Origin of the sequence: Lactobacillus amylolyticus DSM 11664 (assembly GCF_000178475.1) — a bacterium.
Lineage (GTDB): Bacteria > Bacillota > Bacilli > Lactobacillales > Lactobacillaceae > Lactobacillus > Lactobacillus amylolyticus.
The window spans coordinates 55,930-76,668 of the sequence record NZ_ADNY01000013.1; the positions used below are offsets into that span (position 1 = coordinate 55,930).

Consider the following 20,739-nt stretch of genomic DNA (forward strand, 5'->3'; position numbering starts at 1 on the left):
TTTTATTCCTCGGGTGCTGATGCGTTTGTTGGATCCAATTTATGTTCCGTGCCGTCGCTATCAATTAATTTAGCAACAGTTTCTTCAGCCTGCGTTAACTTTTTATCAAGATCACGGCTGATTTTGACCCCTTCTTGGAATTGCTTTAATGCATCATCCAAAGGTACATTGCCATTTTCCAGATTGGTAACAATCTCTTGTAAGCTATTTAATTGTTCTTCAAAATTATTCTTTTTAGTTGCCATCTTTATCTCCTCTAATCGCTGTCACGATTGCTTCCGCTATTCCATCTTTAAAGTGCAATTTTAAATGATCATTGTTTCGAATTTGATCAACAGAACTAACGGTTTGACCACTTTCATTTGTTGTATAAGTAAAACCCCGTTCCAGCGTCTTCAATGGACTGTAATCATTTAATTGCTGCACCGTTTGCTTGAAAGCATCGCGTTTTAATAAAAGCTGCTTCTTCATATTGTCAATCAACCGTTTAGCCAAAAAAATACGTTGCTGCTGCATTTGAATGATTTGCTTATCAGGGCTATTGGACTGTAATCTTTGTGCGGCTAAATTAAATTGCTGCCGAGCACGTTCCAGCTTATTATTCATACTGTTTGCCAAGCGCTGCTTTAGCATATCAACAGTTTGAATTTGCTGATCATATAAACGCGTTGGCTCACGCATGATTACAGAATTATTGATGCGTTGCAAAATATCTCTTTTTTCTCGGATAATTGCTTGAACGCTAGCTAAAAGTCTACCCTGCAATTGATGAATATTGGCAATTTCATCAGTTAAATTAGGCGTTGCATACTCCGCAGCAGCAGTTGGCGTTGCGGCTCTCACATCGGCTACAAGATCACACAAAGTTGTATCGGTCTCATGCCCTACAGAAGAAATAACCGGCATCGGCATTGCATAAACCTGTCTAACGACTTTTTCTTCATTAAAAGGCCACAAATCTTCAAGCGAACCACCACCACGACCAATAATCATGACATCATAATCATCGGCATGCTGCAAAATCTGTTGCATAGCAACAACCAATGAATCAGCCGCCGTATCGCCTTGCACTTGAGCTGGGAATAAATCAATCTCGGCATGAGGGAAGCGCCGATTTGCCGTGACCATAATATCATGGATAACAGCACCCGAAGCACTGGTTACAACCGCAATTTTATCCGGAAAATGGGGCAACTGCTTTTTATGCTCTGGATTGAATAAACCTTCTTTTGCCAATTTTGCTTGGAGTTGCTTTAGCTGCTCGTATAAAGCGCCCAGACCAGCTGGCTCCATTGACTCGGCATAAAATTGATAAGAACCCTGCGGTCCATAAACACTTACATATCCAGTAACATAAACTTTCATTCCCTCTTCCGGTTTAAATTTAACCTTATCGAAGTAGGAACGAAACATGACCACATTGATCTTGGATTTTTCATCTTTTAATGAAAAATACTGGTGCGAATTGCGGCGATAACGAAAGTTAGATAATTCCCCTTGTAAAAAAACTTTATGCAAATAAGGATCATTCTTAAACTTTTGCGTAATATAGTAATTCAGATCCGTGACAGTTAGATATTTATTGTCTGCCATTTGCTCTCCTTGTCAATTTAACGACTTGTTCCATTAAATATTCTACAGTTAGCGGCCCTACGCCACCTGGTACCGGAGTAATCCAGCTTGCTTTGTCTTTTACTTCATCAAAAGCAACATCGCCTACCAAGTGACCATTGACGTGATTAATGCCAACATCGATGACAACTGCACCAGGTTTAATCATATCGGCAGTAATCAGATTAGCCTGGCCTGCCGCTGAGACAATGATATCTGCTTTTTGCGTGTATTCCTTTAAGTTTTGCGTGTGGTGATGAAGCAGAGACACAGTAGCATTTTTTTCAAGTGCTAGAGCAGCTAGCGGCTTGCCAACAATGTTAGACCGGCCGATTATCACCATATTTTTACCATCTAAATCAATCTGATAGTGCTCGAGTAGGCCAATAATTCCAGCAGCCGTAGCTGGTTCTACAAAGTGCGTTCCCTGCCACAAGCGGCCTGCACTAGCCGGCGTTAAGCCATCAACGTCCTTTTCTGGATCAATTCTGCTAAGCAGGTGATTCTCATCAATCTGATCAGGCACTGGCAATTGAACCATGATGCCATTAACTTTCGGATCCACATTTAACTGGTCAATTAACTTTATGACATCAGATTCTTGCTCATTTGCAGGCAACTGATATATTTTTTGCTCAATACCGATCTTTTTAGCGCGCCGCTTTTTAGTGCGGACGTAGATTTTGCTGGCTGAATCGTCCCCAATATTAATCACGCAAAAAAGAGGCTGAATTCCGTCAGCTTTTAATTTCTTAACCTTTTCTTTAAGTTTATCTGCCTTTAAGTTTGCAAATGCTTTGCCGTCAAGAATTTGTCCCATAAAGTCATTCCTTTTCTATAAAAATAGCCGGCATAAGCCGGCTATTGATATTATTTGACGAAGTTAGCCAAAATACCATTAATGAATGGTTTTGCATCTGGATCGGTGAAATCATCACACAAATTCAATGCTTCATTCACTGCTGCTTTTGGCTCAATCTCGGCGCTATCTTTGATTTCGTACAAAGCGATTTCAAGAATTGCAATAGTAATTGGATTAACACGCTCAATCCGCCAGCCCTTTTTCAGGTGTGCAGCAATTGCTTCTTTTAATTCATCGCGCTTTAACATTACGCCTTCAATTAAAGTTTTTGAATAGGCAGAAAGCTGCTCAAGATCAAGCATTTCCACGGTTTTTACTTCAACTTCTGCTGTGGTCAACTCAGGATCTTGGTTGGCCAAAAAGATTGCTTGCATTGCAACCTTACGACTTTCATGTTGATTCATTTACTCTTGATTGTCCTCCGGAAACAGTTCGGTCGTTGTGTTCTCAGGAGCCTTATTTTCGTCATCTTCTGGGAATACCAGACCAACAACGTGAATATTGATCTCTTTAAGTTCCAAATCCGTCATTTGGATCAATTGTTGCTTCAAATTCTTTTGTAATTTGATGGCAACTGAAGGAACATTTACGCCGGCCTCAAGGTAAACATAAACATCTGCACTCAACTTGCCAGCTTGATCAACGCTAACGCTGACGCCTTTTCCGCGGTCTTCACGGCCTAAAACATGCTTAATGCCTGATTTCAAGTTGCCACGCATGCCTACAATGCCATCAACTTTTTCAGCAGCAATTCCTAAAATGACTTCAAGTACACTAGGATCAATCTTAATTTGCTCACCATTTTCTTCGCCACTTAAGAGAATTTTTGAACTATCTGCCATTTTCTTACCTCAAAAAAACTACTTGTTAGCACGTGATACGTAAGTACCATCAGCAGTGTTGATAGTCAAAACGTCGCCTTCGTTAATAAAGAATGGAACGTTAACTACCAAACCAGTTTCCATAGTAGCTGGTTTACCACCACCTGATGAAGTATCACCCTTGATGTTAGGTTCAGTCTTAGCAACCTTCAAATCAACGGTGTTAGGCAATTGAATACCTAAAGTTTCACCATCGTGCATAATTACGTTAACAGTCATGTTTTCAAGCAAGTACTTGCTTTCATCTTGAATTTGTTCGTTTGGAATGGCTAATTGATCATAAGTAGTAGTATCCATAAATACATAGCTTGAGCCATCATTGTACAAATATTGCATAGACTTGGTTTGAATATCGGCTGTTTCAACCTTAGCAGTTGAACGGAAAGTATATTCCTGAACAGCGCCGGTTCTCAAGCTCTTAAGCTTTGAACGAACGAAAGCACTACCTTTACCTGGTTTTACGTGTTGGAATTCAACGATTCTCCATAAATCATTATTATATTGGATAGTTAAACCGTTCTTGAATTCGTTAACTGATATCATTGTCATAATAATTCCCTCATTTCTACATATATATGTTACCAATTTGCAAGCGATTTGGCTATCTTTTTAAAGAGAAAGGAGCTCATCTTTTGGCAAGTTGGATAAAGTTTCTGGATTTTGACCATTAATCAAAATGTCATCTTCGATTCTAACGCCGCCTTTTTCAGGCAAATAAATTCCTGGTTCAACCGTATGAACCATGTTGTTGACCAACTTTTGCTTGCCGAAAGGCAAAGCAGGTTGACACAATTCATGAATTTCTAGCCCAATTCCGTGACCAATCCCATGTCCAAAGTATTGACCATAACCTTGCTCAGTAATATAGTCACGTGCTGCTCTATCAACATCGCGACCAGTGTGACCAACAGTTGCAGCTTCGATTCCTCTTCTTTGAGCTTCATGAACGATTTGATAGATTTTTTCTAATTCGGGATCAACTTTGCCCAAGCAGACTGTCCGTGTAATGTCAGCAGCATAGCCATTGTAGAAACTGCCAAAGTCAATCACGATCATATCGCCATTTTCCATCTTTTTATCGCTTGCAACGCCGTGAGCCCAAGCAGATCGAACACCTGAAGCAACGATCGTATCAAAGTCAGGACCATCGCCGCCATTTTCTTTAAAGTAATAATCGAGTTTTGTGGCAACGGATCTTTCGGTAACGCCAGGCTTAATTAACGGCAAAATTTGTTTAAAACTAGTCATTGAGATTTCAATTGCTTTACGCAAAGTTGCAATCTCTAATTCATCTTTAACGTTGCGAACTCGTTCAACAAGTTGTTCTGAGAATTCAAAGGAAATATCCGGATTTTGTCGTTTTAGCTGATCAAAAACAGCAGCAGTCATGACGTCAGCTTCAACTAATACTTTACGGTAATTAGTTTTCTTCAATGCTTTCGTCAATTCGCCGGCAACATCACTGGATTGCTGCATAATGACATCCATTTGTCCAGGAGCTTGTGCTTTAATTTGATCTGCAAAACGCGAATCAGACAGAAGAATGCGTGAGCCATCCTTACCCAAAATCAATTCTGCTTCTTCACCGGTAAAATTGGTTAAGTAGCGATAATTTGCTTGATTGATGATAATCATCGCATCAGCATCTTTTTCTTTTATCAAATCAGTTACTTTACTAATTCTTTGATTGAGCAAGCTTAATAATTCTTCTTGTTTATCCATGTGTATTTCCTCTTTTCGCTAGTTGATTTAGTTTATTATACAAAAAAGACGCGAAGCAGGTTGCTTCTCGCCTTCGTTTTTTACTAAATTACTTAGCTTCTTCAGCTGGAATAACTGAAACTTGCTTCTTGAACTTGCCAAGACGTTCAAATTTAACAACACCGTTTACTAATGCAAATAAAGTGTCATCTCCACCTTGACCTACGTTCTTGCCTGGGTGAATCTTAGTACCACGTTGACGGTAAATAATTGAACCTGCGTGGATTTCTTGACCATCGCCGACCTTAGCGCCTAAACGACGACCAGCAGAGTTACGACCGTTGGCAGTAGAACCGCCACCCTTGTGGTGGGCAAATAATTTCAAACCTAAAATATTCATTATCTTTTCACCTCTGAAAATTAAGCTTCAATCTTTTCAACAGTAACCTTAGTGTAAGGTTGACGGTGACCGTACTTGCTGTGTGAGTGCTTCTTTGGCTTGTACTTGAAAGTTACAACTTTCTTTTCCTTACCTTGCTTTTCAACTTTAGCAGTAACCTTAGCACCCTTAACTAATGGAGCACCAACTTTAACATCCTTGCCATCAGCAACAAGAATAACTTCGTCAAAGGTAACTTCCTTACCTTCTTCTGCATCAAGCTTTTCTACAAATACACTATCGCCTTCAGCAACTTTGTATTGCTTACCACCGGTCTTAATAATTGCGTACATTTGTACACCTCCAAAAAAATACTTAGACTCGCCGAACTTAGGTGTCTTGTCTTCAAGAACTTCTAACCCAAGACGTGCGGTTGCAGATGTGGAGGTCTCCACAAATACAACTACTATATTCTACTACCAGACTGTTTATTCTGCAATAAAAAATTAAAAACCCCAGCGGTCTTCGCTGTAGCCACCGACAACATTGTAAATCGTCAGACCCTGGTATTCTTTTTGCAGCAGATCGCGAATTTCTTCAAGATGGTCATTACTCATTACCCGTACCTGGTATTTTTTGTCAAAACCAGTTTCGGTGTAATTCATCATCACTACTGTAACTACTTGAGAAAATGCAGCTAAGAAGGTATTCCAGCCATCAACGAAAATATTCATGAAAATAACGATCATATCAACCGCAAGCAAGCCAATTGCTGGGTCGATATAGAAGTATTTTTTAAAGATCATTGGAAAAACAGTCGTACCACCAGCTGCAACGTTAATTGGGACATAGAAAAAGTTAATCGAGATCGCAACAATTTCCAATCCGATTAGGAAAACTACCCAACGCATCCACTTGTGATTAGTTAATTTTTTGTCATACAGGCATCCTTTCTTTTAGTTAGCAATATAATTTTACATAAAAAAGCATGATTATGACAAGAAAATTACCCAAATATAAGAAATTATTTATCTTTTTCTTTATATTCAATTGTTTGGTTTCCCTCGTAGGCTGGAAGACCATTAGCGGCTCGATAAAGCGCACGTTCAAAAGACTGATATCCCTTGCTGGAGCTGACAGCAAACTTGACGCCATATTTGCTGGCAAATTCACGAATATTCCAAGTAGAATCATGAGCCGCAAATGCCGTAACCAAAATTACGATATCTAAATCCTTTATCTGATTTTCGATAACTTTTTTCTTTCCCTCAAAGGCATCAATTGGAATCGGAATCCCATTATAGCGCGAAACGATACTGTCCAAAATAGCTTCATTTTGATTGTCGCCAACTGCAATCCCTACTCGCTGGTAGTGCAGATCCAAGTCCAGCTTGGCAACTTGTTCGCTATTGCTGCTCTTCTTTTTCTCCTTTTTAGCAGGAGCTGAATGTTCAGGCTGATCTACTTGATAAATCCATCTGATCTGAACTGCATCTGCGGGATTCTTCTTCAAGCGGACATCCCCCGCATACCAGGCCAAATCAACAATTGAACCATCTTCAAGAGAAATATTGTCGCCCTGATAATAGCTTGAATCTATGGGAATTACGACTTCTTTGCCTCGAATTCTCAGCTTCTCACCATGAATATTGCGGGAAATTGCCAGGTGTCCTTGCCGACCCTGAACGACCGCATACTTAAAGTCCTCGATCTGATCATAATCACGTTTGCGCAGTTTTTGAAAACCAACAACGCGCAGTATTTCAGCTTCATAGTTGGGATTGGTTTTATCTTCCAGTGCCTCAACGATATCGCCGGTCTTCAAATTAAGCGGATGTACCTGAGATTCTTTAACCGTATAAACGGTTTGACCATTATCATTGATCAAATCTGCTCCCGATACCAGCCGAATAACGGTGTAGCGTTGTCCTTTGTGATAATCGCGCTTCGGCTTTTCTTTTGGTTTCATTGCCTCTTCAAAAACTTTGGCATTGACTGCTTCTTCTGTTTGAATCGAATGCTGAATAGCTTGATCCAATGCTCCAATTTCAGTGCCAAAATTTTTGCCCACTCCAGGAACAAAAGTTAATTTATGCAGAGCCGTCAGTGCTTGCTTTTTAGCGGCAGGATCGCCAGGTGTCTTAATCAGCTGTGTGATTCCCGTTAATAAACGTTTTATATCCTTATTTTGCTCATTTTGATCTGAAATGCTCGGCTTTTTTGTTTTGATAGGAGTCGACTCTTGACCATCATCTGCCATTTGAATAATAGCTTTGATTGCAGTTAAGCCATTTTTTAGACTTTGGTCATCTCCACTTGTTTTTTGCAGAATTCGCTTAAGATGATTGCGATAATCTAACAAATTCTTCACCTGCTTTCTTACTTGAACTATTTTATTATATCCTGCTTACTTTTAATAATTAAAATTTATTTGCTTATCAATACCAATAAAAAAAGACTTCTAGGATCGCTAGAAGTCAAATCGTTTAAGCACGCCATTCGCCGTTATTGCCATAAGAATGTTTGCCTAATTCATCGATAATCACATGAATATGTTCCTTCGGTGCACCGGTATCTTTATGGACGGCTTCGGTTACGTCCTTCATCAAATTAGTCAATTGCTCGTCGGTTCTGCCCTTAATTAATTCAATATGTACAAATGGCATTGTTTTCCTCCTTTATTTAATTTTGATAAGTAATATTCAAATAAAAATATACCAAGTTTAAAGCTTATATTTGCGGAAAACTTTCTCAAGCGGTAAGCCAATCACCGGGGTAAGCAAACCGGTAAAGCTGGCTTCAACGATTCCATTCATTCCCAAAGCTGCAACTAGCACTAAAAAAAGCGATTGACTGTTGCTGGTATTGCCGAGATACTTCATCAAACTAGCAGCATGATTCATAAAAAGCAGGCTGCTTAGGCCAATTACCAAAAAGGTATTGGTCAAAGAAGCAGTCACTCCGGCAACCAGGAAGCTTATTTTTTCGCCCTTCATCAGTTTGACGATTAAACCGGGAAGCCAACCGGCAATTATGCTTGGTACCAGTGAAATTATCGGATTTTGAAAGAGTATAAGACTTACCATATCGCCTGGTTGCGTGTAAGCAACAAACAAGCGAGTCAAGCCCCAGAAAATGCCGAAGCCAACTCCTGCTTTTGATCCCATTAGGCAGCTGTATAAGGCTACAGTCAATGGGATCGTCGTAATTGTCGGCAGAGCCGGTAAAAGTCGGATATAGCCAATATTTGGTACCAAAGTTTGCAATAATAAAATGGCAACAAAAATAGCGGTGATTGTTAAACGCGTTGTTTCTGTTTTTCTCATCTGTCCCTTTTCCTTGTTAAATAATTACTTATTTTACCTAAAAAATAATTTTTAGCAAAGCCCTTCTTCTTTCAAAAAGTTGAACCATTTAGCCTTCAAGTGCGAAAAATCAAAGCGCTTAGCCGACTGATAGGCACAAGCAGAATATTGCGTCATCAAATTTGGGTTGGTCAGCAGAGCCTTGATGGTTTGCTTTAAAACAACCTGATCATTCATCGGAACCAGCTTTCCGCTAATACCATCTTCGATTATTTCGGCTGGGCCATAATTAATATCATAAGAAACGGCAGGACAGCCGTGAGCCTGTGCTTCAAGAAGTGCCATGGCAAAGCCCTCATTTTTACTGGTTAACACTTCTAGCTGGGCTGAGTTATATACTTGATCCAAATTTTGTGCAAAGCCGCAAAAGTTAATATAAGAAGCTGCGTGATTTTCTGCGACTAAAGTTGTTAAGCGTTTATTTTCCGCTTCATCCGTATTGTTGCCGTAGATCGATAAAGCAATTTGCGGATATTTGATATGCAGATCTATCACGGCTTGAATCAGATGGCTCAATTGCTTAATGACATCAATTCAAGCTACGGCAATAATTTTCCCTGGTGTGCGAGAAGAAAATGGAATTTTGTCTTCGCTAGAGGTAAAGGTAACAGGGATGTCATATGAATGCGAAACCTGCAATACTTCCGCTGCATCTTTAGACTCACGTTTGGTTGAAGAAATTAAGCCGCGAATTTTGCCTGCTTTTGCTAGCTCGGTCACCGGTTTAAATACTGAATATACTTGATCATTCAAGTAGCCTGAGGGGGTTAAAGCTGAATGGAAAATGACGTAGCTGGGAACGATGTGCTTCATTTTTTCAAAAGCGGGCAGAACCTGCATACAGCGATCGCAGTAGAAGACTGCTTGCGCATTCCTTTCTGCTAAGCAGTCAAGGAAATAGGCCTGAAAGGAAGCTTCCTTTTCAAACCGCACTGTTTTAAAGCCCTTTTTCATTTCAATCAGCGTGAGCATCGGCTTGTTCTGGTTGCTTTGACAGAAATATTCACGGATAAGCGGATTGTTATTTTGATCCACGAATTCGCGCATTTTAAGCTGAGCCTTATCATCAAAGAATTCAGTATAATCCAAGTGATTATAGCGATAGAATTCCCGTTTAACTGTGAAGCCATATTGATCCAGATGATCGACGTAAAACGCGAGCCATAAAGGTGAGCTTGAATAACCGCGCGTTCGTTCAGATAAGCGTTATTTTCTTTTCTGATTAAACCAGGCTGATTAAAAATCTGGTCAAGGGCTTTTTCAGTATTTACTTGTTGAGTATCGGGCAGCTGTTGAAAATACTGAAAAATATTGATCACTCTGCCACTTGTTTTCAGTTTATTTCGACATTCCTGAATAAAGTCATTTTTTGCAACTCGACAATTTTGCAAGGCACGTCAAGGGCATCAAAGATCTGCATCCTCTTTACCTGTGCCAGTTCAATTGCTGACGTATTATAATCTTCTCGTGTTGAAATGAAATAATGCATATGTTTTCCCTCGAGACAAAAAAAGCAACGCCTCTCAGCGTTGCTATATTAATGATCTGGGTGAGATTCGAACCCACGACCCACAGTTTAGAAGACTGTTGCTCTATCCAGCTGAGCTACCAGACCATGTATGTTTGTATGTCCTCAACAGAACACAAACTATTATATGGAAATCTGCTTTAAAATTCAAGCCTTATTTTAAAAATTATCAGTTCATTCTAAAATAGAAATTAAGGAGGATTCTCAAAATGATCAAATTTTACGGCTATAAACGTTGTTCAACATCAAGAAAAGCACAAAAATGGTTTGACGACCATCACATTAAGTATGAATTTCAAGACCTGGTTGCTGTCCCGCCTAAAAAAGAAGACCTGATAAAATGGCTGACTGCCTACCAAAATCGCGGCTTACGCTACTTTTTCAACACCAGCGGTCAACATTACCGTGCTCAAAATCTAAAAGAAAAAATTCCAACGATGACCATCGCTCAAGCCGCCGAATTGATGGCAAACGACGGCAAATTAATCAAGCGTCCTCTAGTTGTTGATGAAAAGCACTTAACTTGTGGCTTTAAAGAAGATATTTACAAGGAAACTTGGCTTCAAAAATAGTAAACTAGACATAACAAATTTCACCACAATTAAAGGAGTTTTCTTATGAAATATAATCAATATGCTTACGTTCAAACGCAATATGAAGAACAAGTCAAAGAATTAACGGCGATCAACTTTTTGCCCAAGAATTTTCAAAACTGGTCCTTCAGCGATCTGCTTGCCAAATTAGTTAAGATGAGCATTGCTGAAGCAAAAAGCGACGAGGCCAAAGAAGCAAAGCTAAATGAATTCGCAGTCTCCGAAACGCAGACTTTCGCTGACTTTTTAAAGCAAAAGCCTGAAGAAATCGGCACCAATCAATTCTACAATGTTGCTTTGCAGCTGCTAGGATACCACGTTCATTACGACTACCAATTGTCCGATCCGACCGGTTTTATGCAAAAGCAAGCCTTGCCTATCGTTCAAGATATCGATTCTATTTCCAAGTTGGTGACTGCTTTTTATCGTTTGCTTAATACCCGTGCCAAAAACGGTCAGCTCCTTATCGATGTAATGGCTGGACGAGGCTACTTCACCCAATTCTGGGGACAAAACAAGTTCATGTACTTCAATGGCAAATCACTTTCTGTCTTTAATACTGACAAGGTTATCCGTGAAGTTGTCTATGTTGAAACTGATCTTGATACTGACCGCGATGGCAAAAGCGATTTGATTCAAGTAACAATCTTTCGTCCCAACGAGTCAAACGGCGGTTTGAAAGTACCAGCTTTATACACTGCTAGTCCATATTTTGGCGGCATTATTGAAAATGAAAAACGCAATCACAATGTCGACGAAAACTTGTCTGATGCAACTGAATGGCAAGATCCTAAATATGAAGCAACTCCAACAGTTGAAGCAAACAAGCCTGGCAGTGAAGATCATGTGGCAACCGAAGAAGCCGTTCACAAGTCTTCTTACCCACTGAACGAATACTTGCTGGCACGCGGATTTGCCAGTGTCTTTGCTGGTGGAATCGGCACGCGCGGCAGCGATGGCTTGCGTATTACTGGTGCACCTGAAGAAACTGAATCAGCTAAAGAAGTAATTGAATGGCTGCATGGCGACCGCATCGCCTATACTGATCGCACTAAAAAGCATGAAATCAAGGCTTCCTGGTGCAATGGCAATATCGGAATGACTGGCCGCTCTTACCTTGGTACTTTGCAAATTGCTGTTGCTACTACTGGTGTTGCTGGTCTTAAGACTGTTGTTTCCGAAGCTGCGATTTCATCCTGGTATGATTATTATCGTGAACATGGTTTAGTAATCGCTCCTGAAGCTTGCCAAGGCGAAGATTTGGACTTGTTGGCAGAAACATGTCAATCAAATTTGTGGGATGCCGGTTCATATTTAAAGATCAAGCCAAAATATGACGCAATGCAAAAGCATTTGCTGAGTCGTGAAGATCGCACTACTGGTCAATACTCAGACTTCTGGGAAGCTAGAAACTACCGCCACAACGCTGATGGCATTAAATGTTCATGGATCAGCGTCCATGGCTTAAATGACTGGAACGTTAAGCCAAAGAATGTTTACAAGATTTGGCAACTGGTTAAAAAGATGCCAATGAAACACCACTTGTTCTTGCATCAAGGTCCGCACTACAATATGAACAATTTCGTTTCGATCGATTTTACCGACCTAATGAACCTTTGGTTCTGTCATGAGCTTCTTGGCATCGAAAACAATGCCTACAAGCAATGGTCAACGGTCATGATTCAGGACAATCTTCATGCAGATACCTGGCATGAAGAAGATGACTGGTCTAATGAAATTGGTCAAGCAGCTACCTACTACCCAACTGATGATGGTGAGCTTCATAAAAACGGCAATGGCAAAGAGAAGAAGAGTTTTGTCGATGTGGGCGGTAAAGACTTCAAAGAAGCTAAAATTTCAGAAAGCGAATGGCAATACAAATTTATTTGTGGTGATGAAAAATGGGCTAAACGCAGCCTGCGTTTTGTGACAGATGAATTTATCCATCCAGTAACAATCGTTGGTCGACCAGAAGTTAAAATCAGAGTGAGTGGCTCATTGCCTAAAGGGCAGCTTTCAGTAGCTCTTGTTGAACTTGGCGATCGCAAACGTTTGACTCCTACGCCAAAGTTCTTAATGCGTGGTGGACAAGAACTCGGCTACCGCTTTGGTACAGATACGCTGCAAGAATTTGTTCCTGATAAATTAACGCATGCTAAATTGATTACCAAAGCTCATATGAACTTGCAAAATTACAAGGATATGAAGAAGCCAAGGAAGATTGAAGCTGGTCAATTTGTTGACCTTGATTTCAAGCTGCAGCCAACTTATTACCAACTTCCGATTGGCGCCAAAGTTGCTTTGATCATTTACTCTACAGACGAAGGAATGACCAAGCGACCACTTGAAGAAGAAACTTATACGGTTGATTTGGCCGGTACTGAGATTAAGTTTTATCAGAAATAACTAGAATTTTCTCTTTGGGTTTCTTTTAGAATAAAAGCAAAAAGTGTTAGTCATAAACTAACACTTTTTTTATTTCAAATATTTAATTATTAATCCAAACTTTCAGTCGCAAATGAACGATTTTCAAGTGCTGTCAAAAGCGCATCAGCAGTATCTAATGCCGTCAGCAATGGAATGTTTTGTTGAATTGCAGTTTGCCGAATGATGAAACCATCAGAATTCTTTTCCAAATCATGGCCCATCGTGTTGATCACCAAATCAATCTTCTCTTGCTTGAGTTCGCTCAAAATGTTGTTATCGCCATTTTCATGAACCTTAGAAACTAATTCCACATGCAAACCTTTGTCACGTAAGAATTCTGCCGTACCTTTGGTTGCGAAAATTCTATAGCCGATTCGAGCAAATCTCTTAGCAATAGGCAAAATAGCTTGTTTGTCACGATCTTCAATGGTTAAAAGCACGTTGCCATATTCAGGCAATTTCATTTTAGCTCCTGCAAAGGCCTTGAACAAAGCTTTCGCAAAGGTATGGTCAGAGCCCATAACTTCACCAGTAGATTTCATTTCAGGTCCAAGGTAAGAATCAATATCGGCTAATTTGCTGAAGCTGAAGACTGGGGCCTTAACACTGATCATTTCAGGCTCCGGTGCCAAACCATCTTTATAGCCTTGCTCGGTCAAATTTTCACCCATAATTACGCGTGAAGCAACTTGGGCCATTTCAATCCCCGTAATCTTGCTTAAGAATGGTACCGTTCTTGAAGCTCTTGGGTTAACTTCGATGACATAAACTTGACCGTCACGGACGATAAACTGAATATTCATAATACCGATACAGTTGAGTTTCAAAGCCAACTTTCTAGTGACATCGGTAATCTTTTCTTTCACTTCATCAGTAAAGGTTTGTGGTGGGTAAACGGCCATTGAGTCACCTGAGTGAACGCCGGCATGTTCAATATGTTCCATAATTCCTGGCAAAAGAACCGTCTTGCCGTCACAGATGGCATCAACATCACATTCGCGACCATCAAGATAATCGTCAACCAAAATTGGGTGGTCGGCTGCGATATCAACGTGGTCATGCAAGTATTCTTCAAGTTCGTCCTTGCTGTAGACAATTTCCATTGCCTTCCCACCTAAAACATAGGATGGACGAACCAAAACTGGGTAGCCTAAGCGATCTGCTGCTTCAAGTACGCCTTCATGCGTTGTTGCAGTAAGGCCTTTTGGTTGATTCAAATGAAGATCCTTAATGATTTCATCGAACAATTCACGGTCTTCAGCACGGTTAACATCTTTAACCTTGGTACCCAAAATCTTAATGCCGTGTTTTTCAAGACCGGCAGCCAAGTTTATTGAAGTTTGACCACCGAATTGAACAATTACGCCTCCTGGCTTTTCCAAGTCGCAAACGTTCAATACATCTTCAAGAGTTAATGGTTCAAAGTAAAGCTTATCAGAAATTGAGAAGTCAGTAGAAACCGTTTCGGGGTTAGAGTTAATAACAATTGCTTCATAGCCCATCTTTTGCAAAGCCTTAACACAGTGAACAGTGGCGTAATCAAATTCAACACCCTGACCAATTCTGATTGGGCCAGAACCAATAACCAAAACTGACTTTTTGCCTGTCTTATGACTTTCATTTTCACCATCATAAGTTGAGTAGAAATATGGCGTTTTTGATTCAAATTCGGCAGCACAGGTATCAACCATCTTATAAACCGGAATAATGCCATTTTCTTTCCGCAAATTTCTGACATCATCGACATCTTCATCCCATAAATTGGCAATTGTCTGATCAGAAAAGCCATACTTCTTAGCGGTTCTCAAAACTTCAACATCATCTTCATGATGTTCCAAGGTCTTTTCCATCTCGACCATATGCCTAACGATATCCAAGAAGTAGAAGTTGATCTTAGTTAGTTCGTGAACATCTTCAACACTGTAGCCTCTTCTGAATGCTTCAGCCAAGTAGAAAAGTCGATTATCTTGCGCCTTAACCAGCTTGGTTTCCAGCTGATCATCGCTTGCAGCATGTGCTTCAGGTGAATACAAGTCTTTTTCATCAATTTCAAGCGATCTGACTGCCTTTTGAAAGGCTTCTTCAGCAGTACGACCGATAGCCATTACTTCACCAGTGGCCTTCATTTGCGTACCCAATACACGATCTGCCTTTGGGAATTTATCAAATGGCCAGCGTGGAATCTTGCAGACAACATAGTCCAAAGCTGGTTCAAATTCTGCATAAGTAGTACCCGTAACTGGATTCTTGATTTCATCCAAAGTCATCCCAACAGCGATCTTAGCTGCCATCTTAGCAATTGGATAACCAGTTGCCTTTGAAGCCAAGGCTGAAGAACGAGAAACTCTTGGGTTAACTTCAATTACGTCGTAATTGAAACTGTTAGGATCCAAGGCAAGCTGAACGTTGCAGCCACCCTCGATCTTAAGCGCTCTGATTAAACGCAATGAACAGTCTCTGAGCATTTGGTATTCCTTATCAGATAAAGTTTGTGACGGTGAGAAGACAATTGAATCCCCCGTGTGAATACCAACCGGATCAAAGTTTTCCATACAGCAGACAATCATTGCATTATCGTGACTGTCGCGCATTACTTCGAACTCGACTTCTTTATAACCAGCAATTGATTGTTCAATCAAACATTCAGTAACTGGTGAAAGTTCCAACCCATTTTTACAAATACGAGCCAATTCTTCTCTATTCTTACAGATACCACCACCGGTACCACCCATCGTAAAGGCTGGACGAACGATAATCGGATAACCGATCTTATCGGCAAAATCCAAAGCTTCTTGAACATGGTGAACAGTCAATGATGGTGGAACTGGTTCGCCTAAACTCTTACACAATTCCTTGAACTTTTCACGATCTTCGGCTTGTTCAATTGAATCAAGCTTTGTTCCCAAAAGTTCAATATGCAACTCATCCAAGATGCCAGTTTTTGAAAGAGCCAAAGCCATGTTTAATCCAACTTGGCCACCAAGAGTTGGCAAAATTGCATCTGGATATTCTTGGCGAATAATTCTAGAAACAGATTCAACTGTCAGTGGTTCGATATAAACTTTATCGGCAATGGTTGTATCAGTCATGATTGTAGCTGGATTAGAGTTTACCAAAACTACTTCATAACCTTCTTCACGCAAGGCTAAACATGCCTGAGTACCTGAATAGTCAAATTCAGCGGCTTGACCAATAATGATTGGACCAGAACCGATCACCATAATTTTATGAATATCTTTTCTCTTAGGCATGACGCTTTTCTTCCTTTCTTTGATCAATCATTGACATAAAGTCATCAAACAATGAATCTTCATCGTGAGGACCAGGCGTGGCGTCTGGGTGGAATTGAACTGAAAATGCAGGATATTTCTTGTGACGCAATCCCTCAACTGTTCCATCGTTTACTTCAACGTGGGTAATCATCAAATTGTCTTTATCAACTGAATCAGCGGCTACTGCATAACCATGGTTTTGCGAAGTAAAACCAATATTGCCTGTTGCAATTTCTCTTACCGGATGGTTAAAACCACGGTGGCCGAATTTCATCTTGTATGTTTTAGCACCGTTAGCCAAGGCAAATACTTGGTGACCCATACAAATTCCCATCAGTGGAACATGCTTTTCTACTTTCCGAACCATCTTAGTGGCCTCAATCATTTCTTCTGGGTCACCAGGACCGTTAGATAAAAGCACGCCATCTGGATGAAGACCTAAAACCTGCTTAGCCGTTGCCGTATACGGTAAGACGATACAGTTGCAGTCGCGCTTAGCCAATTCTCTTAAAATACTGTGCTTGATTCCAAAATCAATTACCACAATATTGCGCTTAGAACCGGGAACAGGATATGGCGTTTTGGTTGAAACCCGACTGATAACGCCTTTGGTAACCTGCTTTTGCTTTAAGTCTGCTGTAATTTTTTCAGCATCATCTTTAGAAGCGGCGATCTTGCCGCGCAAAGTTCCGTGGACCCGCAGCTTTTTAACCAATTCTCGCGTATCAATTCCTTGAATGCCTGGAATATTCAAATGCTCCAAGAACTTCGGCAAAGTTGTTTGCATTCTCCAGTTGGTAGGATGCCGCGCAACTTGGTGACATATTACGCCTTTAATGCCAGGTTCAAGTGACTCATAGTCGGCTAAAGTAATACCGTAGTTGCCGATCAATGGATTAGTAAATACCAAAATTTGATCAGCATATGATTGATCGGTAATTGCTTCTTGATAGCCGGTCATCCCAGTTGTGAAAACAACTTCACCGACTGTTTCTGTATTAGCACCGAAACTTTCGCCTTCATAAATTGAGCCATCTTCTAAAATTAAGTATTTCTTACTCATTTTCTTCACCCCGCTCGTAAACTACCTTACCGCTGACGATTGTCATGACTGTTTGACCATAGACTTTTTCGCCGGTAAATGGTGAATTGACGCCTTTGGACAAGTAATCTTCTTCCTTGATTTCTGCTTCATGCTTTAAGTCAAAAATTGCAATATCAGCTTCAGCTCCAGCCTCCAAATGACCACAATTCTTGAGACCAAATTTATCAGCTGGCACATCGCTCATTAAACTTAGCAATTTTCCCAATTTAATAATGCCCGTCTTAACGTACTTAGTGTATAAAGTTGAAAATGCTGTTTCGCTGCCGGTGATGCCAAAAGCAGCGTTGCGGAAGCTACCTTCTTTTTCGCTTTTAGCATGTGGGGCATGATCAGTGGCAATAAAATCAATTGTACCATCCAGCAGACCACCTACTAAGGCTGCTTGATCCTCTTTGGATCGTAATGGCGGATTCATCTTAAAGTATGGGTTGTCGCTTGGAATATCGCTGTCCGTTAACAGCAAGTAGTGCGGTGCAACTTCACAAGTAACATTGATTCCGCGTGCTTTGGCAATGCGAACCAAATCAACGCTAGTTGCTGTTGAAACGTGGCAGATGTGATAGTGGCAGCCCGTTTTTTGTGCTAAAAGCAAATCACGCGCAATTTGCGTAGTTTCAGCCAATTCCGTAATTGGCGGCAAATTCAATTCTTTGGCTTTTTCGCCTTCATTAATGACGCCATTTTGATATAAAGCATTATCTTGGCAGTGACTTGCGATGATCAAATTGTTTTCTTTAGCCTTCTGCATTGCCAGATACATTGTCTGCGCGCTTTGAATGCCATGACCGTCATTGCTTAAGGCAAAAGCACCAGCTTGTTTTAAGGCAGAGTAGTCCGGAATTTCGTCACTGGTTTGATCAACCGTGACCGGTGCATACTGCAAAATATGCACAACGCCTTTTTTCTTATTTTCGGCGATCATCTTTTTGATCAGATCGGGAGTGTTAGGAACCGGTGTAACGTTTGGCATGGCCCCAACAGTAGTAAAACCGCCATGAGCAGCAGCTGAACTACCGGTATGAATATCTTCTTTATAGGTTTGACCAGGATCACGGTAATGAACGTGAACATCAACGAGACCTGGACTCACTAGTTTGCCTGAAGCATCGATTACATGGTCACCGGTTAAATCTTGCCCGATTGCTTTAACTTTGTTTTTTTCAATTAAAACATCTGCTTGAAGCAAACGGCCATTTTGATAAACCGTTCCGTTCTTGATTACTGTCGTCATTTATTCGAGTCCTCCTAACTTGCGGCCGCGAATTACCGCTTCAAGCATTGCCATTCTCATGAAGACGCCATTTTGCATTTGTCTGAAGAACATGCACTTAGGCGCTTCAACTAATTTGCCATCAAGCTCAACACCATGGTTGATTGGACCTGGGTGCATGATGATTGTGTCTGGTTTCAATTCGTCATAACGCTTTTGATTGATGCCATACTTTTCATGATAGCTTTCTGCACTGAAAGTCTTTTCGTTTGGATCACCAGCGTGGCGTTCATGTTGTACTCTAAGCAACATCATGACGTCCATTTCAGGGACCAATTCATCGATTGGCTTGAATTCACCGTACTTGTCATAAGCGTGGTCATACCAGTAATCTGGGCCTGAGAAGTAAACCTTGGCACCAAGTCTGGTCAAAAGTTCCATATTGCTTTTGGCAACTCTAGAATTAGTGATATCACCGACGATAGCAACCTTAAGTCCTTTAATATGGCCGAAATGTTCATGAATCGTCATCATATCAAGCATGCATTGAGATGGGTGCTGACCGCTGCCGTCACCTGCGTTAACAACGCCGATGTTCAAATGTTGATAGGATTTTGGATGAATCAAATCTTCATAGTATTCGTTTTGCGAGTGCCGAATGACTTCTAAGTTGACACCCAAAGCATTCATAATTAATGAAGTATCATATAGAGTTTCACCTTTATTAACTGATGAGTGAGCTGGATCAAAAGGAATAACCGTCAATCCCAGCTTTCTTTCAGCCATCTCAAAACTGGTATGCGTCCGACTTGAATCCTCAAAAAACATGTTCGTTACGTAAACTGGATTGGTTAAATTAGGAACCGCTCCACCCTGCTTAAAATATTCAGCCCGTTTAATTAAACTGGTAACTTCTTCTTGTTTAAGATTTTCAACACTGACAAAATTCTTTAAACTAACAAGATTTAAATTTTCCATTTTTCCACCTTTACCAAAACAAAAAGCCCGAAGTCAATTGACTCCAGGCTACAGTTTTTCGGTGTGCTAAAAAGACACAACTGTTCTGGCCCTCTCTGGAGTCAATTAAATGGTTGATTACTTTAAATTAAGATTATTTAGGTAGTGCTTTTAAGACTACTTCATCATTTTGATCAATTTCCTTAACGTGAACGGCAACTTGTTCATCTTCAGAAGTTGGAATATTTTTACCGACAAAATCCGCTCTAATCGGCAGCTCGCGATGACCACGGTCAACCAAAACTGCGACTGCAATTGAACTAGGACGACCTTTCGCCATCAAAGCATCCATCGCAGCCCGGATCGTGCGTCCGGTATAAATGACATCATCAATCAAGACAACATGCTTATCGTTGATTTGAACGCCAACTTGATCAGAATTAACTACCGGATCCTGCTTAAGAGAAGCATCATGCCGATCATCACGATATAAAGTAATATCAAGCTGACCAACAGGAACATCTACTCCTTCAAGCTTTTGAATGCGATCATGAATCCTTTGTGCCAAATAAATGCCCCGCGTTTTAATTCCGACAAGAACTAAATCCTCGGTTCCTTTATTGCGCTCAATTATTTCATAAGTAATTCTTGTTAAAGCACGCTTGATTGCGAGTTCATCCCAAATCTTTTTGGTCATATTTTCCTCCCTGAAAATGCCCATGAAAAAAGCTCCTAATCTAGTTAGACTAGGAGCTTCACTGATAAAGTTGCATTCAACTTTAAACGCGCCACTTTACTAGCCTCACGGGACTAATTTAAAAGGACATTGATTGACTTAAATATACTTG

Annotated in this window: 22 protein-coding genes, 1 tRNA gene and 1 other annotated feature; of the genes, 2 read left to right on the forward strand and 21 right to left on the reverse strand. The window is 40.5% G+C overall.

Annotation, left to right across the window (positions count from 1 at the left end):
- Positions 1-2 precede the first annotated feature (2 nt).
- The 16 genes from HMPREF0493_RS01720 to HMPREF0493_RS01790 form a co-directional block, all read right to left on the reverse strand.
- Positions 3-245, reverse strand: a complete 243-nt coding sequence (locus HMPREF0493_RS01720; RefSeq protein ID WP_006351528.1) for an exodeoxyribonuclease VII small subunit — start codon at positions 243-245, stop codon at positions 3-5.
- Positions 235-1,593 (reverse strand): exodeoxyribonuclease VII large subunit, encoded by a 1,359-nt coding sequence (gene xseA, locus HMPREF0493_RS01725; protein WP_006351529.1) that lies wholly within the window; start codon positions 1,591-1,593, stop codon positions 235-237. The genes HMPREF0493_RS01720 and xseA overlap by 11 nt, the downstream gene beginning before the upstream one ends.
- Positions 1,580-2,431 carry a bifunctional methylenetetrahydrofolate dehydrogenase/methenyltetrahydrofolate cyclohydrolase gene (locus HMPREF0493_RS01730; protein WP_006351530.1) on the reverse strand — a complete coding sequence of 284 codons (852 nt, stop codon included), beginning with the start codon at positions 2,429-2,431 and terminating at the stop codon, positions 1,580-1,582. Before HMPREF0493_RS01730 ends, xseA begins: the two co-directional genes overlap by 14 nt.
- A gap of 50 nt (positions 2,432-2,481) precedes the next feature.
- On the reverse strand, positions 2,482-2,877 hold the full coding sequence (nusB, locus tag HMPREF0493_RS01735; RefSeq protein ID WP_006351531.1) for a transcription antitermination factor NusB: 396 nt from the start codon (positions 2,875-2,877) through the stop codon (positions 2,482-2,484).
- Positions 2,878-3,315 carry an Asp23/Gls24 family envelope stress response protein gene (locus HMPREF0493_RS01740; RefSeq protein ID WP_006351532.1) on the reverse strand — a complete coding sequence of 146 codons (438 nt, stop codon included), beginning with the start codon at positions 3,313-3,315 and terminating at the stop codon, positions 2,878-2,880.
- 18 nt (positions 3,316-3,333) lie between these two features.
- Positions 3,334-3,903, reverse strand: coding sequence for an elongation factor P (gene efp, locus HMPREF0493_RS01745; RefSeq protein ID WP_006351533.1), 570 nt, complete (start codon positions 3,901-3,903; stop codon positions 3,334-3,336).
- A 60-nt stretch (positions 3,904-3,963) separates the two neighbouring features.
- Positions 3,964-5,076 (reverse strand): aminopeptidase P family protein, encoded by a 1,113-nt coding sequence (locus HMPREF0493_RS01750; protein WP_006351534.1) that lies wholly within the window; start codon positions 5,074-5,076, stop codon positions 3,964-3,966.
- 88 nt (positions 5,077-5,164) lie between these two features.
- On the reverse strand, positions 5,165-5,455 hold the full coding sequence (rpmA, locus tag HMPREF0493_RS01755; RefSeq protein WP_006351535.1) for a 50S ribosomal protein L27: 291 nt from the start codon (positions 5,453-5,455) through the stop codon (positions 5,165-5,167).
- Positions 5,456-5,475: 20 nt separating this feature from the next.
- Complete coding sequence (gene rplU / locus HMPREF0493_RS01760) at positions 5,476-5,787, reverse strand: 50S ribosomal protein L21 (RefSeq protein WP_006351536.1); 312 nt, start codon at positions 5,785-5,787, stop codon at positions 5,476-5,478.
- 14 nt (positions 5,788-5,801) lie between these two features.
- Positions 5,802-5,879, reverse strand: a sequence feature (ribosomal protein L21 leader region).
- A gap of 61 nt (positions 5,880-5,940) precedes the next feature.
- Positions 5,941-6,345: a YitT family protein gene (locus HMPREF0493_RS01765; RefSeq protein WP_006351537.1), complete on the reverse strand. Its 405-nt coding sequence runs from the start codon at positions 6,343-6,345 to the stop codon at positions 5,941-5,943.
- A gap of 113 nt (positions 6,346-6,458) precedes the next feature.
- Positions 6,459-7,796 carry a DUF2325 domain-containing protein gene (locus HMPREF0493_RS01770; RefSeq protein WP_040456884.1) on the reverse strand — a complete coding sequence of 446 codons (1,338 nt, stop codon included), beginning with the start codon at positions 7,794-7,796 and terminating at the stop codon, positions 6,459-6,461.
- Positions 7,797-7,920: 124 nt separating this feature from the next.
- Positions 7,921-8,100, reverse strand: a complete 180-nt coding sequence (locus tag HMPREF0493_RS01775; RefSeq protein WP_006351539.1) for a 2-hydroxymuconate tautomerase — start codon at positions 8,098-8,100, stop codon at positions 7,921-7,923.
- 57 nt (positions 8,101-8,157) lie between these two features.
- On the reverse strand, positions 8,158-8,760 hold the full coding sequence (locus tag HMPREF0493_RS01780; protein ID WP_006351540.1) for an ECF transporter S component: 603 nt from the start codon (positions 8,758-8,760) through the stop codon (positions 8,158-8,160).
- Between the two features lie 51 nt (positions 8,761-8,811).
- A complete protein-coding gene (locus HMPREF0493_RS08015; protein WP_050776629.1) occupies positions 8,812-9,315 on the reverse strand; it encodes a glycosyltransferase in 504 nt (167 codons plus the stop codon).
- Between the two features lie 18 nt (positions 9,316-9,333).
- Complete coding sequence (locus HMPREF0493_RS08020; protein ID WP_006351542.1) at positions 9,334-9,888, reverse strand: glycosyltransferase family protein; 555 nt, start codon at positions 9,886-9,888, stop codon at positions 9,334-9,336.
- 452 nt (positions 9,889-10,340) lie between these two features.
- A tRNA-Arg gene (locus HMPREF0493_RS01790) sits at positions 10,341-10,414 on the reverse strand.
- Positions 10,415-10,536: 122 nt separating this feature from the next.
- Here HMPREF0493_RS01790 and HMPREF0493_RS01795 point away from each other — a divergent pair.
- A complete protein-coding gene (locus HMPREF0493_RS01795; RefSeq protein WP_006351544.1) occupies positions 10,537-10,899 on the forward strand; it encodes an arsenate reductase family protein in 363 nt (120 codons plus the stop codon).
- A 45-nt stretch (positions 10,900-10,944) separates the two neighbouring features.
- Positions 10,945-13,326 (forward strand): Xaa-Pro dipeptidyl-peptidase, encoded by a 2,382-nt coding sequence (locus HMPREF0493_RS01800; RefSeq protein ID WP_006351545.1) that lies wholly within the window; start codon positions 10,945-10,947, stop codon positions 13,324-13,326.
- 89 nt (positions 13,327-13,415) lie between these two features.
- Here the strand turns inward: HMPREF0493_RS01800 and carB are convergent, their stop codons facing one another.
- From carB to pyrR, 5 genes are all read right to left on the reverse strand, one after another.
- Complete coding sequence (carB, locus tag HMPREF0493_RS01805) at positions 13,416-16,598, reverse strand: carbamoyl-phosphate synthase large subunit (RefSeq protein WP_006351546.1); 3,183 nt, start codon at positions 16,596-16,598, stop codon at positions 13,416-13,418.
- Positions 16,591-17,682, reverse strand: a complete 1,092-nt coding sequence (locus tag HMPREF0493_RS01810) for a carbamoyl phosphate synthase small subunit (protein ID WP_006351547.1) — start codon at positions 17,680-17,682, stop codon at positions 16,591-16,593. Before HMPREF0493_RS01810 ends, carB begins: the two co-directional genes overlap by 8 nt.
- Complete coding sequence (locus HMPREF0493_RS01815) at positions 17,675-18,955, reverse strand: dihydroorotase (protein ID WP_006351548.1); 1,281 nt, start codon at positions 18,953-18,955, stop codon at positions 17,675-17,677. Before HMPREF0493_RS01815 ends, HMPREF0493_RS01810 begins: the two co-directional genes overlap by 8 nt.
- Positions 18,956-19,912: an aspartate carbamoyltransferase catalytic subunit gene (locus tag HMPREF0493_RS01820; RefSeq protein WP_006351549.1), complete on the reverse strand. Its 957-nt coding sequence runs from the start codon at positions 19,910-19,912 to the stop codon at positions 18,956-18,958.
- 133 nt (positions 19,913-20,045) lie between these two features.
- Entirely contained in the window at positions 20,046-20,588 is a 543-nt protein-coding gene (gene pyrR, locus HMPREF0493_RS01825; RefSeq protein ID WP_040456888.1) for a bifunctional pyr operon transcriptional regulator/uracil phosphoribosyltransferase PyrR, read from the reverse strand.
- Positions 20,589-20,739: the final 151 nt, after the last annotated feature.

What these genes read in the sequence shown, in the direction of transcription:
- rpmA (WP_006351535.1), bottom strand. Translation starts at nt 5,455, where the DNA reads ATGAATATTTTAGGTTTGAAATTATTTGCCCACCACAAGGGTGGCGGT.
- HMPREF0493_RS01780 (WP_006351540.1), bottom strand. Translation starts at nt 8,760, where the DNA reads ATGAGAAAAACAGAAACAACGCGTTTAACAATCACCGCTATTTTTGTT.
- pyrR (WP_040456888.1), bottom strand. Translation starts at nt 20,588, where the DNA reads ATGACCAAAAAGATTTGGGATGAACTCGCAATCAAGCGTGCTTTAACA.
- HMPREF0493_RS01740 (WP_006351532.1), bottom strand. Translation starts at nt 3,315, where the DNA reads ATGGCAGATAGTTCAAAAATTCTCTTAAGTGGCGAAGAAAATGGTGAG.
- HMPREF0493_RS01795 (WP_006351544.1), top strand. Translation starts at nt 10,537, where the DNA reads ATGATCAAATTTTACGGCTATAAACGTTGTTCAACATCAAGAAAAGCA.
- HMPREF0493_RS01765 (WP_006351537.1), bottom strand. Translation starts at nt 6,345, where the DNA reads ATGCGTTGGGTAGTTTTCCTAATCGGATTGGAAATTGTTGCGATCTCG.
- rplU (WP_006351536.1), bottom strand. Translation starts at nt 5,787, where the DNA reads ATGTACGCAATTATTAAGACCGGTGGTAAGCAATACAAAGTTGCTGAA.
- HMPREF0493_RS01820 (WP_006351549.1), bottom strand. Translation starts at nt 19,912, where the DNA reads ATGGAAAATTTAAATCTTGTTAGTTTAAAGAATTTTGTCAGTGTTGAA.
- HMPREF0493_RS01815 (WP_006351548.1), bottom strand. Translation starts at nt 18,955, where the DNA reads ATGACGACAGTAATCAAGAACGGAACGGTTTATCAAAATGGCCGTTTG.
- HMPREF0493_RS01800 (WP_006351545.1), top strand. Translation starts at nt 10,945, where the DNA reads ATGAAATATAATCAATATGCTTACGTTCAAACGCAATATGAAGAACAA.
- HMPREF0493_RS01775 (WP_006351539.1), bottom strand. Translation starts at nt 8,100, where the DNA reads ATGCCATTTGTACATATTGAATTAATTAAGGGCAGAACCGACGAGCAA.
- xseA (WP_006351529.1), bottom strand. Translation starts at nt 1,593, where the DNA reads ATGGCAGACAATAAATATCTAACTGTCACGGATCTGAATTACTATATT.
- HMPREF0493_RS01750 (WP_006351534.1), bottom strand. Translation starts at nt 5,076, where the DNA reads ATGGATAAACAAGAAGAATTATTAAGCTTGCTCAATCAAAGAATTAGT.
- HMPREF0493_RS01720 (WP_006351528.1), bottom strand. Translation starts at nt 245, where the DNA reads ATGGCAACTAAAAAGAATAATTTTGAAGAACAATTAAATAGCTTACAA.
- HMPREF0493_RS01730 (WP_006351530.1), bottom strand. Translation starts at nt 2,431, where the DNA reads ATGGGACAAATTCTTGACGGCAAAGCATTTGCAAACTTAAAGGCAGAT.
- HMPREF0493_RS01810 (WP_006351547.1), bottom strand. Translation starts at nt 17,682, where the DNA reads ATGAGTAAGAAATACTTAATTTTAGAAGATGGCTCAATTTATGAAGGC.
- efp (WP_006351533.1), bottom strand. Translation starts at nt 3,903, where the DNA reads ATGACAATGATATCAGTTAACGAATTCAAGAACGGTTTAACTATCCAA.
- nusB (WP_006351531.1), bottom strand. Translation starts at nt 2,877, where the DNA reads ATGAATCAACATGAAAGTCGTAAGGTTGCAATGCAAGCAATCTTTTTG.
- carB (WP_006351546.1), bottom strand. Translation starts at nt 16,598, where the DNA reads ATGCCTAAGAGAAAAGATATTCATAAAATTATGGTGATCGGTTCTGGT.